Annotated in this window: 12 protein-coding genes; 11 read left to right on the top strand and 1 reads right to left on the bottom strand. The window is 73.8% G+C overall.

From position 1 onward, the window contains the following. Positions 1-35 precede the first annotated feature (35 nt). Positions 36-1,154, bottom strand: a complete 1,119-nt coding sequence (gene serC / locus ACZ5CZ_RS13775; RefSeq protein ID WP_468942450.1) for a phosphoserine transaminase — start codon at positions 1,152-1,154, stop codon at positions 36-38. 156 nt (positions 1,155-1,310) lie between these two features. On the opposite strand from serC, the gene ACZ5CZ_RS13770 reads away from it, so the two are divergent. From ACZ5CZ_RS13770 to ACZ5CZ_RS13720, 11 genes are all read left to right on the top strand, one after another. After that, the gene (locus ACZ5CZ_RS13770; protein ID WP_468942447.1) at positions 1,311-4,298 is read left to right on the top strand and encodes an FAD-binding and (Fe-S)-binding domain-containing protein; all 2,988 of its coding nucleotides are present in this window, start codon (positions 1,311-1,313) and stop codon (positions 4,296-4,298) included. Positions 4,299-4,464: 166 nt separating this feature from the next. Beyond that, positions 4,465-5,403: an EamA family transporter gene (locus ACZ5CZ_RS13765; RefSeq protein ID WP_468942445.1), complete on the top strand. Its 939-nt coding sequence runs from the start codon at positions 4,465-4,467 to the stop codon at positions 5,401-5,403. A 145-nt stretch (positions 5,404-5,548) separates the two neighbouring features. Then, positions 5,549-6,349: a TIGR03084 family metal-binding protein gene (locus tag ACZ5CZ_RS13760; RefSeq protein WP_468942442.1), complete on the top strand. Its 801-nt coding sequence runs from the start codon at positions 5,549-5,551 to the stop codon at positions 6,347-6,349. After that, positions 6,346-8,061 (top strand): acyclic terpene utilization AtuA family protein, encoded by a 1,716-nt coding sequence (locus ACZ5CZ_RS13755; protein WP_468942440.1) that lies wholly within the window; start codon positions 6,346-6,348, stop codon positions 8,059-8,061. The genes ACZ5CZ_RS13760 and ACZ5CZ_RS13755 overlap by 4 nt, the downstream gene beginning before the upstream one ends. Then, positions 8,058-9,656, top strand: a complete 1,599-nt coding sequence (locus ACZ5CZ_RS13750; RefSeq protein ID WP_385842037.1) for an acyl-CoA carboxylase subunit beta — start codon at positions 8,058-8,060, stop codon at positions 9,654-9,656. Before ACZ5CZ_RS13755 ends, ACZ5CZ_RS13750 begins: the two co-directional genes overlap by 4 nt. Positions 9,657-9,664: 8 nt before the next feature. Next, positions 9,665-11,512, top strand: a complete 1,848-nt coding sequence (locus tag ACZ5CZ_RS13745; protein ID WP_468942437.1) for an acetyl/propionyl/methylcrotonyl-CoA carboxylase subunit alpha — start codon at positions 9,665-9,667, stop codon at positions 11,510-11,512. Between the two features lie 7 nt (positions 11,513-11,519). Then, a complete protein-coding gene (locus tag ACZ5CZ_RS13740) occupies positions 11,520-12,680 on the top strand; it encodes an acyl-CoA dehydrogenase family protein (protein ID WP_468942434.1) in 1,161 nt (386 codons plus the stop codon). 27 nt (positions 12,681-12,707) lie between these two features. After that, on the top strand, positions 12,708-14,279 hold the full coding sequence (locus ACZ5CZ_RS13735; RefSeq protein ID WP_468942431.1) for a 4-coumarate--CoA ligase family protein: 1,572 nt from the start codon (positions 12,708-12,710) through the stop codon (positions 14,277-14,279). Next, entirely contained in the window at positions 14,276-15,010 is a 735-nt protein-coding gene (locus ACZ5CZ_RS13730; protein WP_385842033.1) for an enoyl-CoA hydratase family protein, read from the top strand. The genes ACZ5CZ_RS13735 and ACZ5CZ_RS13730 overlap by 4 nt, the downstream gene beginning before the upstream one ends. Before the next feature lie 31 nt (positions 15,011-15,041). Beyond that, positions 15,042-15,614 (top strand): TetR/AcrR family transcriptional regulator, encoded by a 573-nt coding sequence (locus ACZ5CZ_RS13725; protein ID WP_385842032.1) that lies wholly within the window; start codon positions 15,042-15,044, stop codon positions 15,612-15,614. A 299-nt stretch (positions 15,615-15,913) separates the two neighbouring features. After that, entirely contained in the window at positions 15,914-16,939 is a 1,026-nt protein-coding gene (locus ACZ5CZ_RS13720) for an isopenicillin N synthase family dioxygenase (protein WP_468942428.1), read from the top strand. Positions 16,940-16,964 lie beyond the last annotated feature (25 nt).

Raw genomic sequence — 16,964 nt, 5'->3', positions numbered from 1 at the left:
ATCACCGGGCGCCCTTCGTCGTACATACCGAGAGGTCAGAGCTTCTCGATGACGTAGTCGATGCAGTGCGTCAGTGCCTCGACGTCGGCCGGGTCGACCGCCGGGAACATCGCGATGCGCAGCTGGTTGCGGCCGAGCTTGCGGTAGGGCTCGGTGTCCACGATGCCGTTGGCGCGCAGCACCTTGGCGACGGCGGCCGCGTCGACCTCGTCGGAGAAGTCGATCGTGCCGATGACCTGGGAGCGCTTGGCCGGCTCGGTGACGAACGGGGTGGCGTACTTGGACTCCTCCGCCCAGGTGTACAGGCGGGTCGAGGAGTCCTTGGTGCGGGCCGCGGACCAGGCGAGACCGCCCTGGCCGTTGAGCCACTCCAGCTGCTGGTTCAGCAGGAAGAGGGTGGCGAGGGCCGGGGTGTTGTACGTCTGGTTCTTGCGGGAGTTGTCGATCGCCGTCGGCAGGCTGAAGAACTCCGGGATGTGGCGGCCGGACGCGTGGACGCGCTCGGCGCGCTCGATCGCGGCCGGGGAGAAGACACCGATCCACAGGCCGCCGTCGGAGGCGAAGGACTTCTGCGGGGCGAAGTAGTAGACGTCGGTCTCGGACACGTCCACCGGGAGACCGCCGGCGCCGGAGGTGGCGTCCACCAGGACCAGCGCGCCTTCGTCGGCACCCTCGACCCGCTTGATCGGCATGGCGACGCCGGTCGAGGTCTCGTTGTGGGTGAAGGCGTAGACGTCGACGCCGGACTCGGCCCGCGCCTCCGGGTGGGTGCCCGGGTCGCCGGCGATGACGGTCGGCTCGGCCAGCCAGGGGGCGAGCTTGGCGGCCTTGGCGAACTTCGAGGAGAACTCGCCGAAATTGAGGTGCTGGGACTTGTTCTCGATCAGTCCGTGGGTGGCGATGTCCCAGAAGGCGGTGGAGCCGCCGTTGCCGAGGACGACCTCGTACCCCTCGGGCAGGGAGAACAGGGAGCTGATGCCCTCGCGGACCTGGCCCACCAGGTTCTTGACGGGCGCCTGGCGGTGGGAGGTGCCCATGAGGGACGTACCGGTGGCGGCGAGGGCGTCCAGCGCCTCGGTCCGCACCTTGGAGGGGCCCGCACCGAAGCGTCCGTCGGCGGGCTTGATGTCAGCGGGGATCTGGATGTCGGCCACGAGTCGGAGGGTATCGGCTGGGTGAAACCGGATGGAACGGTGTCCGTCCGATGAGACGAGATCGACGGTCTGTGGACTTGTGAATTTGTACGACGATAGGGGCGGCCCTGTGGAAAAGTTTCGGTGACGGAGCGTGATCGGGCGCATCCTGGACGCATGACGGATCTCACGGATCTCACGGGTCTCGAAGCAGAGCTGCGCGGCGCCGTCCGGGGCGAGGTCGGGTTCGATGTCACCAACCGGGCGCTCGTGACGATGGACGCGTCCAACTACCGGCGGGTCCCGCTGGGCGTCGTCGCCCCCCGTGACACGGACGACGTCGCGGCCGTACTGGAGGTGTGCCGGGCGCGCGGCGTGCCGGTGGTGGCGCGCGGCGGGGGGACCTCGATCGCCGGGCAGGCGACCGGCACCGGGGTGGTGCTGGACTTCACCCGGCACATGAACCGGCTGCTGGAGCTGGACCCCGAGGCGCGGACCGCCGTCGTACAACCCGGCCTGGTGCTGGACCGGCTCCAGGAGGCCGCCGCCCCGCACGGCCTGCGCTTCGGCCCGGACCCGTCCACCCACAGCCGGTGCACGCTCGGCGGGATGATCGGCAACAACTCCTGCGGCTCGCACTCGGTCGCCTGGGGCACCACCGCGGACAGCGTGCGGGAGCTGTCCGTCCTCACCGCGCGCGGGCGGCGGCTGCGGCTCGGGCAGGGCTGGGCCGGGGCGCCGGACGGGCTGCGGGAGCTGGCGGAGGGCGAGCTGGCCCGGCTGCGCACGGGCTTCCCGGACCTGCCCCGCCGTATCTCGGGGTATGCGCTGGACGCGCTGCTGCCCGAGAAGGGCGCCGACGTCGCCCGCTCCTTCTGCGGCTCCGAGGGCACCCTCGGCATCCTCACCGAGGCGGTCGTACGGCTGGTGGCGGCACCCCGCGCCCGCGCCCTGGCCGTGCTGGGGTACGGCGACGAGAGCGCCGCCGCCGAGGCCGCGGCCGGGCTGCTGCCCCTCGGGCCGCTGACCGTGGAGGGCATGGCGGCCGACCTGGTGCGCTCACCGGCCGGGCTGCCCAGGGGCGGTGCCTGGCTGTTCGTGGAGACCGGCGGGGAGTCGCCGGCCGAGGCACGCGCGCGTGCGGAGGAAATCGTCCGCGCGGCCGACGTGTTGGACGCGTCGGTGGTGGTTGACCCGGCCGCCCAGCGCACCCTGTGGCGCATGCGCGAGGACGCGAGCGGCACGGCCACCCGCATTCCCCACGGCACCCCCCGCCGGTCCGTCCCCGACGGGCGGGACACCTCCTTCCCGCCCCTTCCCGACGGGCAGCACACCCCCGACCTGCCCGCGCCCGCCCGCGGACTCGGCGCGGAGGCCTGGCCCGGCTGGGAGGACTGCGCGGTGCCGCCCGCCCGGCTCGGCGCCTACCTCCGCGACTTCCGCGCCCTGCTGGCGGCCCACGGCCTGCGCGGCACGCCGTACGGCCACTTCGGCGACGGCTGCATCCACGTCCGGATCGACTTCGACCTCCTCACCGAGGCGGGCGTGGGCCGCTTCCGCCGCTTCTCCGAGGAACTCGCCGACCTGGTCGTCGGCCACGGCGGCTCGCTGTCCGGGGAGCACGGCGACGGCCAGGCACGGGCCGAGCTGCTGCCCCGCATGTACGGCGAGGAGACGGTCCGGCTCTTCGAGCGGGCCAAGGCGGTCTGGGACCCCGACGACCTCCTCAACCCCGGCATGCTGGTCCGCCCGGCCCGGCTGGACGAGAACCTGCGCTTCTCGGTGCTGCCCCGCGAGCCGGTCGAGGTGGCCTTCGGCTACCCGGCCGACGGCGGCGACTTCCGCGCGGCCGTCCGCCGCTGCGTCGGCGTCGCCAAGTGCCGTACGACGTCCGTCTCCGGCCCCGCCGTGATGTGCCCCTCCTTCCGCGCCACCGGCGAGGAGCGGCACTCCACCCGGGGCCGGGCCCGGCTGCTGCACGAGATGCTCGCGGGTGAACTGGTCACCGACGGCTGGCGGTCACCGGAGGTCAAGGACGCCCTGGACCTCTGCCTGTCCTGCAAGGGCTGCCGCTCGGACTGCCCGGTCGGCGTCGACATGGCCACCTACAAGGCGGAGTTCCTGCACCACCACTACGCCGGCCGCCGCCGTCCCGCCGCCCACCACACCATGGGCCGGCTGCCCGAGTGGCTGCGCGCCGTCGCCCGCACCCGCACGGCCCCCCTCGTCAACGCGCTCGCCGCCGTACCGGCACTGGCGGCCGTGGCGAAACGCCTGGGCGGGATCACCCCCGAGCGGGACCTGCCCCGGCTGGCAACCGGCACCTTCAGCGGCTGGTGGCGGCGGCGTGCACCGGCCGGAGGCGCCGGGGACCTGGTGGTGCTGTGGCCGGACACCTTCACCGAGCATCTGTCCCCGTCCGTCGGGCGGGCCGCCGTCCGCGTCCTGGAGGCCGCCGGGCTGCGGGTGGCCCTGCCGCCGACGCTGCTGCCGCGCCGGGGCGCGATCGGCGACGGCCGGACCCGTTCGGCGACCGCGCTGCTGGCCGCCCGCCGGGGCCGCGTCTGCTGCGGGCTCACCTATGTCTCCACCGGCCAGCTCGACCGCGCCCGCGCGGTGCTGCGCCGCACCCTGGACCTGATGGAACCCGTGCTGCGGGCCGGGGTCCCGGTCGTCGTGCTCGAACCCAGCTGTGCGGCGGCCCTGCGCGCCGACCTGCCCGAGCTGCTGCCCGACGACCCCCGTGCCGCCCACCTCGCCTCCGCGGTCCGCACCTTCGCCGAGACCCTGGAGCGCCACGCTCCGCACTGGACCCCGCCCGCCGTCGACCGCCCGGTCACCGGACAGACCCACTGCCACCAGCACGCGGTCCTCGGCGACACCGCCGACCGCCGGCTGCGCGAGGCCGCCGGACTCAGCGGCGAACTCGCCGGGGGCTGCTGCGGCCTGGCCGGCAACTTCGGCTTCGAGAAAGGTCACTTCGAGGTGTCCCGGGCCTGTGCGGAGGAACAGCTCCTGCCGTCCGTGCGCAGCGCCCCGGCCCAGGCGGTGGTCCTCGCGGACGGCTTCTCCTGCCGTACGCAACTGGAGCAACTGGCAGGAGTGCGCGGCCGCCACCTGGCGGAGGTACTGGCGGAGGCGCTGGACGAGCCTCCAGGCTCATAACGGGCGAACTGCGCATACCGCTGCCGGAGGGGGGAGGTCTCGCCGGATAGTCGATGTCAGCATGTGGGACAGTTGCATAAAGGGTTCACGCACCTGTCCGGGTTCCCTAACCTGGACCAGGTAGTACATCCCGCTGAACGAGCCCGATCGAGCACCTGGACCGCCCGTGACCCCCTCCGGCACCGCCACCCCGACCCCGGCCGCCACCGCCACCGCCACCGCCACCGCCACCGCCACCGCCCGCGCACCGCGGCGCCTCGGCTCGCTCGGCCCCGTCGGACTGGTCCTGGCCGGCGGTGTCTCGGTGCAGTTCGGCGGCGCGCTCGCGGTGACGCTGATGCCGCGGGCCGGAGCGCTGGGCGTGGTCACCCTGCGCCTCGTCGCGGCGGCGGTCGTCCTGCTCCTGGTCTGCCGGCCCCGGCTGCGCGGCCACTCCCGTACCGACTGGGGCACGGTGGTCGCCTTCGGCCTCGCCATGGGCGCGATGAACGGCCTCTTCTACGAGGCGGTGGCCCGCATCCCGCTCGGTCCCGCGGTCACCCTGGAGGTCCTCGGCCCGCTCGCGCTGTCCGTGCTGGCCTCCCGCCGCGCGATCAACGCGGTATGGGCGGCCCTGGCCCTGGCCGGTGTCTTCCTGCTCGGCGGCGGGGGCTTCAGCGACCTCGATCCCGTAGGTGTCGGGTTCGCCCTGGGCGCCGGAGCCATGTGGGCCACCTACATCGTCTTCAGCGCCCGCACGGGCCGCCGCTTCCCCCAGGCCGACGGCCTGGCCCTCGCCATGGCCGTCGCGGCCCTTGTCTTCCTCCCCCTGGGCATCGCCTCGGCCGGCACCCGCCTGCTGAACCCCACCACCGCCGGTCTCGGCGCGGCCGTGGCCCTGCTCTCCTCGGTCCTGCCCTACACCCTCGAACTCCTGGCCCTGCGCCGCCTGCCCGCCTCCACCTTCGCGATCCTGATGAGCCTGGAACCGGCCCTCGCGGCGACGGCCGGCTTCCTGATCCTCGGCCAGACCCTCTCCCCGGCCCAGGTGGCGGCCATCGCCCTGGTCATCGCGGCGAGCATCGGCGCGGTACGCACCCAGGTGGGGCGCGCCCACACGTCGTAGGCCCACACGCCGTAGGCCCCCACGTCGTAGGCCCACATGGCGTAGGCGCACATGGAGTCAGCGCACATCTCCTTGGCGCCTACATCGGCCAGAAATCCATGCAAGCACGCTTGATTGTTTCCACCCCCACTGCCATGCTCCCCTCATGGCCGACCCGACGCCCGTCATCGACGACCTGCGTGCGGAGAGTGAGGAACTCGACCTGCTCGTGGCCGAGTTGAGCGCCGCGCAGTGGGCGCTTCCCACCCCCGCGCCCGGCTGGACCCTCGCCCACCAGATCGCCCACCTCGCCTGGACCGACCACTCGGCGCTGCTGGCCGCCACCGACCCCGCCGCCTTCCAGGCGCTGGTCGAGAAGGCGCTCACCGCCCCGGACTCGTTCGTGGACGAGGGTGCGGCGGAGGGCGCCCGGCGCCCGCCGGACGAGCTGCTGCGGGCCTGGCGCGAGGGCCGCGAAGCCCTCGACCGGGCGCTGCGCGCGGCCCCGCCCGACGCGCGCTTGCCGTGGTACGGCCCACCCATGTCGGTCGCCTCGATGGCCACGGCCCGTCTTATGGAGACCTGGGCCCATGGGCTGGACGTCGCCGACGCGCTGGGTGTGATGCGCCCACCCACCGACCGGCTCCGGCATGTGGCGAGACTCGGTGTGCGCACCCGGGACTTCGCCTTCACCGTCCATGGACTCACCCCACCTGCCGACGCCTTCCGCGTGGAGCTGACCGCCCCGCCCCCGTCCGGCGCGATCTGGGGCTACGGCCCGGAGGACGCCCCGCAGCGCGTCACCGGTCCCGCGCTGGACTTCTGCCTGCTCGTCACCCAGCGGGCCCACCGCGCGGACCTCGCGCTGACCGCCACCGGCCCGGACGCCGACCGCTGGCTGGACATCGCCCAGGCCTTCGCCGGTCCGCCCGGCAGCGGCCGCCCGGCGAAGGGGGGCCAGGCGTGACGGTCCTGCGCGTCGGCAACTTCTCCGGCTTCTACGGCGACCGCTTCACAGCGCTGCGCGAGATGCTCACCGGCGGCGAGATCGACGTCCTCACCGGCGACTACCTCGCCGAACTCACCATGCTCATCCTCGCCCGGGACCGGCTGAAGGACCCCTCGGCCGGATACGCCCGCACCTTCCCGCGCCAGCTGGAGGAGTGCCTCGGCCTGGTCCGGGAGCGCGGGGTGCGGATCGTCACCAACGCGGGCGGGCTCAACCCGGCGGGCCTCGCCGACGCCGTCCGGACGTCGGCCGCCCGGCTCGGCATTCCGCTGCGCGTCGCGCACGTCGAGGGCGACGATCTGACCGGCGCCCTTCCTCAGGTTCTGGGCCCCGCTCGACCAGGGGGGACCCCCTCCGACACCCTCGCCGCCCACGCCTACCTCGGCGGGTTCGGCATCGCCGCGTGCCTGCGGGCGGGCGCGGACGTCGTGGTCACCGGGCGGGTGACGGACGCGGCCCTGGTCACCGGGCCGGCCGCCGCCCACTTCGGCTGGGGCCCGGGGGAGTACGACCGGCTCGCGGGCGCCGTCGTCGCCGGACATGTGCTGGAGTGCGGCACCCAGGCCACCGGCGGCAACTACGCCTTCTTCCAGGAGGCCGACGTGCGCCGCCCCGGCTTCCCGCTGGCCGAGATCCACGCCGACGGCAGCAGCGTCATCACCAAGCACCCCGGCACCGGCGGCCTGGTCGACGTCGGCACGGTCACCGCGCAGCTGCTGTACGAGACGGGCGGCGGCCGGTACGCCGGGCCGGACGTCACCGCGCGGCTGGACACCGTACGGCTCGCCCAGGACGGGCCGGACCGGGTACGGATCGAGGGGGTGGGCGGCGAGGCCCCGCCGCCCACCCTGAAGGCCGGGCTCAACCGGCTGGGCGGCTTCCGCAACGAGGTCGTCTTCGTGCTCACCGGTCTCGACATCGAGGCCAAGGCCCGACTGGTGCGCGAGCAGCTCGGCGACGCCCTGGCCAAGGCACCGCCCGCCGAGGTCCGCTGGGAGCTGGTCCGCACCGACCGGGCGGACGCCGGTACCGAGGAGACGGCCAGCGCCCTGCTGCGGCTCGTCGTACGGGACCCGGACCAGCAGGTGGTGGGGCGGGCACTGAGCGGGGCCGCGGTGGAGCTGGCGCTGGCCAGCTACCCGGGCTTCCATGTGCTGGCGCCACCCGGGAAGGGTGCGCCTTATGGGGTCTTCGAGGATGTGGCCGTCCCCCATGGCGTCGTCGACCATGTGGCCGTCCTCGACGACGGCCGCCGTATCCCTGTGCCGCCGCCCCAGGCCACCCTGCCCCTGACGGACGTACCGGCCCCGCCGCTGCCCGACCCGCTGCCGCCCGGGCCCACCCGCCGCGCCCCGCTCGGCCTGGTCGCCGGGGCGCGCAGCGGCGACAAGGGCGGCGACGCCAACGTCGGGGTGTGGGCGCGCACCGACGACGCCTGGCGGTGGCTCGCGCACGAGCTGACCGCCGAAAGGTTCCGGCAGCTGATCCCCGAGAGCCGGGAACTGCCCGTCACCCGGCATGTGCTGCCGAACCTGCGCGCCCTGAACTTCGTGGTGCAGGGCATCCTCGGCGCCGGTGTCGCCGCACAGGCCCGTTTCGACCCGCAGGCCAAGGCCCTCGGCGAATGGCTGCGCTCCCGCCACCTGGACGTTCCGGAGGCCCTCCTGTGACGGTTCTCAGCACCTCCCTGGACCCCGCGAGCGCCGGCTACCGCGCGGCCCGCGAGGCCATGCTGGCCAAGCTCGCCGACCTGGAGGCGGAGCACGCCAAGGCGCTCGCGGGCGGCGGCGAGAAGTACGTCGCCCGGCACCGCGCGCGCGGCAAACTGCTCGCCCGGGAACGCATCGAGCTGCTGCTCGATCCGGACACCCCGTTCCTGGAGCTGTCCCCGCTGGCCGCCTGGGGCAGTGACTACACCGTCGGTGCCTCGCTGGTCACCGGCATCGGCGTGGTGGAGGGCGTGGAGTGCCTGATCACCGCCAACGACCCGACCGTCCGCGGCGGCGCCAGCAACCCCTGGAGCCTGAAGAAGGCCCTGCGCGCCCATGACATCGCGCTCGCCAACCGGCTGCCCTGCATCAGCCTGGTGGAGTCGGGCGGCGCCGATCTGCCCTCCCAGAAGGAGATCTTCATCCCCGGCGGCGCCCTCTTCCGGGACCTCACCCGCCTGTCCGCCGCCGGCATCCCGACCGTCGCCGTGGTCTTCGGCAACTCCACCGCGGGCGGCGCCTACGTCCCCGGCATGTCCGACCACGTGATCATGGTCAAGGAGCGGGCGAAGGTGTTCCTCGGCGGGCCGCCGCTGGTGAAGATGGCCACCGGCGAGGAGAGCGACGACGAGTCCCTGGGCGGCGCGGAGATGCACGCGCGCGTGTCCGGGCTCGCGGACCACTTCGCCGTGGACGAGCGGGACGCCCTGCGCCAGGCGCGCCGGGTGGTCGCCCGCCTCAACCACCGCAAGGCGTACCCGGACCCCGGCCCGGCCGAGCCGCCCAAGTACGCCGAGGAGGAGCTGCTCGGCATCGTCCCCGGCGATCTCAGGACCCCGTTCGACCCGCGTGAGGTCATCGCCCGGATCGTGGACGGCTCCGACTTCGACGAGTTCAAGCCGCTGTACGGCACCAGCCTGACCACCGGCTGGGCGAGCCTGCACGGCTACCCGGTCGGCGTCCTGGCCAACGCGCAGGGCATCCTCTTCAGCGCGGAGTCGCAGAAGGCCGCCCAGTTCGTCCAGCTGGCCAACCAGCGCGACATCCCGCTGCTGTTCCTGCACAACACCACCGGCTACATGGTCGGCAGGGAGTACGAGCAGGGCGGGATCATCAAGCACGGCGCGATGATGATCAACGCGGTGTCCAACTCCCGCGTCCCGCACCTGTCGGTGCTGATGGGTGCCTCCTACGGCGCCGGGCACTACGGCATGTGCGGCCGCGCCTACGACCCGCGGTTCCTGTTCGCCTGGCCCAGCGCCAAGTCGGCCGTCATGGGCCCGCAGCAGCTCGCGGGCGTGCTGTCGATCGTCGCCCGGCAGTCGGCGGCGGCGAAGGGGCAGCCGTACGACGAGGACGCGGACGCCGCCCTGCGCGCGATGGTGGAGCAGCAGATCGAGTCCGAGTCGCTGCCGATGTTCCTGTCCGGGCGGCTGTACGACGACGGCGTCATCGACCCGCGCGACACCCGCACCGTCCTCGGCCTGTGCCTGTCCGCGATCCACACCGCCCGCTACGAGGGTGCGCGGGGCGGCTTCGGCGTCTTCCGGATGTGAGGCATCACGTGATTTCGACACTCCTTGTGGCCAACCGGGGCGAGATCGCCTGCCGGATCGTCCGGACCTGCCGCGAGCTGGGGATCCGGACGGTCGCCGTGCACTCCGACGCCGACGCGGACGCGCTGCACGCGCGCGTGGCCGATCTGGCGGTACGGCTGCCGGGGGCGGCGCCCGCCGAGACGTATCTCCGTGGCGACCTGCTGGTGAAGGCGGCCCTGTCCGCCGGCGCGGACGCCGTGCACCCCGGTTACGGCTTCCTCTCGGAGAGCCCCGGCTTCGCCCGTGCCGTCCACGCCGCCGGACTGACCTGGATCGGGCCGCCGCCGCAGGCCATCGAGGCGATGGCGTCCAAGACCCGGGCGAAGCGGCTGATGGGGCTGGCGCCGCTGACCGAGGTCACCGAGGCCGACCTGCCGGTGCTGGTGAAGGCGGCCGCGGGCGGCGGGGGGCGCGGGATGCGGATCGTGCGCCGTCTGGAGGAGCTGCCCGGCGCGTTGGAGGGCGCGCGCGCCGAGGCGGCGAGCGCCTTCGGTGACGGCGAGGTGTTCGTGGAGCCGTATCTGGAGCACGGCCGCCATGTCGAGGTGCAGATCCTCGCCGACACCCACGGCACGGTCTGGCCGCTCGGCACCCGCGACTGCTCCCTCCAGCGCCGCCACCAGAAGGTGATCGAGGAGGCCCCGGCGCCCGGACTCACCGAGGGGCTCGCGGCCGAGCTGCGCACCCTGGCCGTGCGCGCCGCGCGCGCCGTCTCCTACGTCGGCGCCGGCACCGTCGAGTTCCTGGTCGCCGACGGGCGCCCCCACTTCCTGGAGATGAACACCCGCCTCCAGGTCGAACACCCCGTCACGGAGGCGGTGTTCGGCATCGACCTGGTCGCGGAACAGATCCGTGTCGCGGAGGGCCGCGCCCTCGAAAAGGACCCCCCATGCGCGCGTGGGCACGCGATCGAGGCCCGCCTGTACGCGGAGGACCCCGCCCGGGACTGGGCCCCGCAGACCGGCATCCTGCACCGGCTCGCCGTACCGCCCGGCGTCCGCCTGGACACCGGCTACACCGACGGCGACACCATCGGCGTGCACTACGACCCGATGCTCGCCAAGGTCGTCGCGCACGCGCCCACGCGCGCGGAGGCGATCCGCAAGCTGGCGGGAGCCCTGGAGCAGGCGGCGGTGCACGGCCCGGTCACCAACCGCGACCTCCTCGTCCGCTCGCTGCGGCACGAGGAGTTCGTCCGGGCCCGCATGGACACCGGCTTCTACGACCGCCACCTCGCCACCCTCACCGAGCCCGCCCCCGACGCGTACGCCCCGCTGGCCGCCGCCCTCGCCGACGCCCACGGCCGGTCCCGCTTCGGCGGCTGGCGGAACGTTCCCGCGCAGCCGCAGGTGAAGCGGTACGCGAGGGCGGGGGAGGAGCACGAGGTCCGCTACCGCCACACCCGGCAGGGACCCGTGGCCGAGGGGGTGCGCGTCGTGCACACCGACGCGCAGCTGGTCGTCCTCGACGTGGACGGCGTGCAGCGCAGGTTCGACATCGCCCGCTACGGCGACGAGATCCATGTCAACGCCACCCGCCTCACCGCCCTGCCCCGCTTCCCCGACCCGGTCGCCCAGCTCGCCCCCGGCTCCCTGCTCGCCCCGATGCCCGGCACGGTCGTACGCGTCGCGGAGGGTCTGGCCGAGGGGACGGCCGTGACAGCGGGCCAGCCGCTGATCTGGCTGGAGGCGATGAAGATGCAGCACCAGATCTCGGCACCGGTCACCGGAACGCTGACAGCGCTGCACGCCGAGCCGGGACAGCAGGTGGAGCCCGGCACGCTGCTGGCGGTCGTCCAGCACACCTCTTCCTAGGAGCCCCATGACCCCCGTCATCGAATCCGAAGAGCACCAGGCCCTCCGCGCCGCCGTGGCCGCCCTCGGCAGGCGCTACGGCCGCGACTACCTCACCCGGACCGTCGCCGAGGGCAAGCCGCCCACCGAGCTGTGGACCGAGGCCGGCAAGCTCGGCTACCTCGGCGTCAACCTGCCCGAGGCGTACGGCGGCGGAGGCGGCGGCATCAGCGAACTCTCCGTCGTCCTGGAGGAGCTGGGCGCCGCCGGCTCCCCGCTGCTCATGCTCGTCGTCTCACCGGCCATCTGCGGCACGGTGATCGCCCGCTTCGGCACCGAGGCGCAAGCGCGGGCCTGGCTCCCCGGACTCGCCGACGGCAGCCGCCTGATGGCCTTCGGCATCACCGAACCCGACGCCGGTTCCAACTCCCACCGCATCACCACCACCGCCCGCCGCGACGGCACCGACTGGCTGCTCACCGGCCGCAAGGTCTTCATCTCCGGCGTCGACCTGGCGGACGCCGTCCTGATCGTCGGCCGCACCGAGGACGCCCGCACCGGACGCCTCAAGCCCTGCCTGTTCATCGTGCCGACGGACGCCGAGGGCCTCCAGAAGCGGCCCATCGACATGGAACTGAAGGCGGCCGAGAAGCAGTTCGAGCTGGCCCTGGACGACGTACGGCTGCCCGCCGAGGCGCTCGTCGGCGACGAGGACGCCGGTCTGCTCCAGCTGTTCGCCGGCCTCAACCCGGAGCGGATCATGACGGCCGCGTTCGCGATCGGCATGGGCCGCTACGCCCTGTCCCGGGCGGTCGAGTACGCCCGCGACCGCACCGTCTGGCAGGCCCCCATCGGCGCCCACCAGGCCATCGCGCACCCCCTGGCACAGGCCCACATCGACCTGGAGCTGGCGCGGCTGATGATGCAGAAGGCCGCCCGCCTCTACGACGCGGGCGACGACACCGGCGCGGGCGAGGCCGCCAACATGGCCAAGTACGCGGCCGGAGAGGCCTGTGTGAAGGCCGTCGACCAGGCCGTGCACACCCTCGGCGGCAACGGGCTCACCCGCGAGTTCGGGCTCGCCTCGCTGATAACGGCCGCGCGCGTGGCTCGTATTGCACCGGTCAGCAGGGAGATGATTCTCAACTACGTCTCCCACCAGACCCTGGGCCTGCCCAAGTCGTACTGATCGCACCCGGCCGTGCGAGGAGGAACCGTGTTCCGCAGCGAGTACGCAGACGTCCCGCCCGTAGACCTCCCCATCCACGAGGCCGTCCTCGGCGGCGCCGCAGCCTTCGGCGACCTGCCCGCCCTGATCGACGGCACGGACGGCACCACCCTCGGCTACGCGCAGGTGGACCGGTTCCACCGGCGGCTCGCCGCCGCCCTCGCCGACGCCGGCGTCCGCAAGGGCGACGTCCTCGCCCTGCACAGCCCGAACACGATCGCCTACCCGACCGCCTTCTACGCGGCCACGCGCGCGGGTGCCGCCGTCACCACCGTGCACCCGCTCGCCACCGCCGAGGAGTTCGCCCGGCAGCTGCGCGACAGCGCGGCCCGCTGGATCGTCACCGTCTCCCCGCTGCTGGACATCGCCCGCCGGGCCGCCGAACTCGCGGGCGGGGTACGGGAGATCTTCGTGTGCGACAAAGCCTCCGGACACCGCTCGCTCGGCGACATGGCGGCCACCACCGCCCCCGAGCCGCGGCTCGCCTTCGACCCGGCCGAGGACCTCGCCGCGCTGCCGTACTCCTCCGGCACCACCGGCGTCCCCAAGGGCGTCATGCTCACCCACCGGCAGATCGCCACCAACCTCGCCCAGCTGGAACCGGCCGTCCCGCTCGGCCCCGGCGACCGCATCCTCGCCGTACTGCCGCTGTTCCACATCTACGGCCTCACCGCCCTGATGAACGGCCCCCTGCGCAGGGGCGCCACCGTCGTCGTGCTGCCCCGCTTCGACCTGGAGACCTTCCTCGCGGCGATCGAGAAGCACCGCATCACCGCTCTCTACGTCGCCCCGCCGATCGTCCTCGCCCTCGCCCGGCACCCCGCGGTCGGCCGCTACGACCTCTCCTCGGTGCAGTACGTCATGAGCGCCGCCGCCCCGCTCGACGCCCACCTCGCGCGCGCGTGCGCCGAACGCCTCGGCGTGCCCCCGCTCGGCCAGGCCTACGGCATGACGGAACTCTCCCCCGGCAGCCATGTCGTCCCCCTCGGCCGGCTGCGCGAGGCACCCGCGGGCACGGTGGGCAGACTCGTCGCCGGCACCGAGATGCGGATCGTCTCCCTGGACGAGCCCGGCAGGGACCTCGGCCCCGGGGAGGCGGGGGAGATCCTCATCCGCGGCCCGCAGGTGATGAAGGGCTACCTCGGCCGCCCCGACGCCACCGCCGCCCTGATCGACAGCGACGGCTGGCTGCACACGGGAGACGTCGGGCGGGTGGATGAAGCCGGCTGGCTGTACATCGTCGACCGGGTCAAGGAACTCATCAAGTACAAGGGCTACCAGGTGGCCCCCGCCGAACTGGAGGCCCTGCTGCTCACCCACCCCGGCATCGCCGACGCCGCCGTCATCGGCACCGACGACCCCGACGGCAACGAGATCCCGCACGCCTTCGTGGTCCGCCGCACCGGCACCGCCGACGACCTCACCGAGAACGAGATCATGGCGTACGTCTCCGCCCGCGTCGCGCCCTACAAGCGCGTCCGCGCCGTCACCTTCCTCGGCACCGTCCCGCGCGCGGCCTCCGGCAAGATCCTGCGCCGCGAACTGAGGGAGCTGCCGTGACCCCGATCGGCCGTACACGCGCGCGTGGCGTGGAAACCCTCAGCCTGGACGCCACCGACACCCGCAACGCCCTGTCCACGGCCCTGGTCTCCGGCCTCGCCGCCGCCCTCGCCGACTGCGCCGCCGACCCGGGCGTCCGGGCCGTCGTCCTCACCCACACCGGCACCACCTTCTGCGCCGGCGCCGACCTGCGCGACCCGCCCCACCCGGACGCGCTGGTGGCGCTGCTCCGGCAGATCGTCGAACTGCCCCGCCCGGTCGTCGCCCGCGTCACCGGACACGTCCGCGCGGGCGGCCTCGGCCTGCTCGCCGCGTGCGACATCGCGGCCGCGTCGACGGCGGCCACCTTCGCCTTCACCGAGGTCCGCATCGGCGTCGCGCCCGCGGTGATCTCCCTGCCGGTGCTCCCGCGCACCGACCCGCGGGCCGTCGCCCGGTACTGCCTCACCGGGGAACGCCTCACCCCCGAGGAGGCCGTGCGCGTGGGCCTGCTGACCACCGCCGCCGACGACGTGGACGCGGCCCTGGCCCCCGTCCTCGACGGCCTGCGCCGCTCCTCACCCGAGGCCCTGGCCGAGACCAAGCGGCTGCTCACGGCTAGGGTGCTGGAGGCATTCGACCGGGACGCGGCCGCCCTGACCGCGCTCTCGGCCCGGCTGTTCGCCTCCGACCAGGCCAGGGAGGGGATGACGGCCTTCCTGGAGAGACGGGACCCGGCATGGGTGGTGTGACCGCGTGAGACCGACGGCGGAACGTGAGCGCGTGCCCAAACAGGACCGCAGCCGGGCCACCCGGCAGCGGCTCCTCGAAGCCGCCGTGGCCTGCCTCGCCGAACATGGCTGGGCGGGTTCCACGGTCGCCGTCGTCGCGGAACGCGCCGGCGTCTCCCGCGGCGCCGCCCAGCACCACTTCCCCACCCGCGAGGACCTGTTCACCGCGGCCGTCGAGTACGTCGCCGAGCAGCGCTCCACCGCCCTGCGCGACCTCTTCCCCGAGGGCGCCGCCGACCGCCGGGCCGTCGTCTCCGCCCTGGTCGACCTCTACACCGGCCCGCTCTTCCGCGCCGCCCTGCACCTGTGGGTCGCCGCCTCCAACGAGGAGCAGCTGCGCCCGCGCGTGACCGAGCTGGAGGCCCGCGTCGGCCGCGAGACCCACCGCATCGCCGTGGAACTGCTCGGCGCCGACGAGTCCCGCCCCGGCGCCCGCGAGACCGTCCAGGGCTTCCTGGACATGGCCCGCGGCCTCGGCCTCGCCAACCTCCTCACCGACGACACCGCCCGCCGCGAACGAGTCGTCGCCCAGTGGGCCGAGCTGCTGGCCCACGCCCTGGACTGAGCCACTGTCAGGGGCGCCGGTCACGGTCTTTCCAGGCCGCGGGGTGAACCGGCCCGCGCACGGGTGATCCGGGTCACATCGGGATCCGGCCAGGGGCAGTACCCTTGCCGCATGCTTCCGATGCTCGTCCGCCGCCGCCACGTGGACTACGTGCGCGTCACGAGCATGGGCTGTCGGCGCTTCTCCGCCTGACCCAGCCCCCTCTTCTTCTTTTCCTTTTCCGGAACCGGATCTCGGCACCGGGGGCCGCCCTCACCCCTCGGCGGCCACCCGTGCCCCGTACACCCCGCGGACGCACCATGACCACGCACAGAGCGACGTCGTACGACCAGCTCCCCATCATCGACCTGTCGGCCGCCGACCGCGGCCCCCAGGCCCGCGACCTGCTCCACGCCCAGCTGCACAGCGCAGCCCACGACGTGGGCTTCTTCCAGCTCGTCGGCCACGGAGTGACGGCGGCCGAGACCGACGCGCTGCTCACCGCCATGCGCGCCTTCTTCGCCCTCCCCGAGGCCGACCGGCTCGCCCTCGACAACGTCAACTCCCCGCACTTCCGCGGCTACACCCGCACCGGCGACGAGCGGACCGGCGGCGCCCGCGACTGGCGCGACCAGCTCGACATAGGCGCCGAACGCCCCGCCCGCGTCCCCGGCCCCGACGAGCCGCCGTACTGGTGGCTCCAGGGCCCCAACCAGTGGCCGGCCGCCCTCCCCGAGCTGCGCACCGCCGCCCTGGCCTGGATCGACAAGCTGAGCGCGGTCGCGGACCGGCTGCTGCGCGAGCTGCTCACGGCGATCGGCGCCCCCGCCGACTTCTACGCCCCGGCCTTCGGCGACCACGCCCACCCGCACCTCAAGCTGGTCCGCTACCCGGGCAGCGCGGGCGACGGCACCGACCAGGGCGTCGGCGCGCACAAGGACTACGGCTTCCTGACCCTCCTGCTCCAGGACGCGGTCGGCGGCCTCCAGGTCCAGCGCGAGGACGGCCGCTTCCACGACGTACCGCCGATCGAGGGCGCCTTCGTGGTCAACCTCGGCGAACTCCTGGAGGTGGCCACCAACGGCTACCTGGTGGCCACCAACCACCGCGTGGTCAGCCCGCCCGGCGCCACCGAACGCTTCTCGGTGCCCTTCTTCTACAACCCCCGCCTGGACGCGCGGATCGAGCCGCTGCCCTTCCCGCACGCGTCCCGGGCCCCCGGCATCACCACCGACCCGTCCAACCCGCTGTTCGCCGAGTACGGCTACAACGAGCTGAAGGGCAAGCTGCGGGCCCACCCGCTGGTGGCCGAGCGGCACCACACAGGTCTTCTGACACCGGCCTGAGCGGCCGGTCCCGAGGGGCGCGGAA

It is taken from the genome of Streptomyces sp. NPDC031418, from assembly GCF_055581605.1.
This window is presented reverse-complemented; position numbering and strand designations above follow the sequence as displayed.

Coding starts and splice junctions, on each gene's coding strand:
- ACZ5CZ_RS13740 (WP_468942434.1), top strand. CDS start 11,520: ATGACCCCCGTCATCGAATCCGAAGAGCACCAGGCCCTCCGCGCCGCC.
- ACZ5CZ_RS13720 (WP_468942428.1), top strand. CDS start 15,914: ATGACCACGCACAGAGCGACGTCGTACGACCAGCTCCCCATCATCGAC.
- ACZ5CZ_RS13770 (WP_468942447.1), top strand. CDS start 1,311: ATGACGGATCTCACGGATCTCACGGGTCTCGAAGCAGAGCTGCGCGGC.
- ACZ5CZ_RS13760 (WP_468942442.1), top strand. CDS start 5,549: ATGGCCGACCCGACGCCCGTCATCGACGACCTGCGTGCGGAGAGTGAG.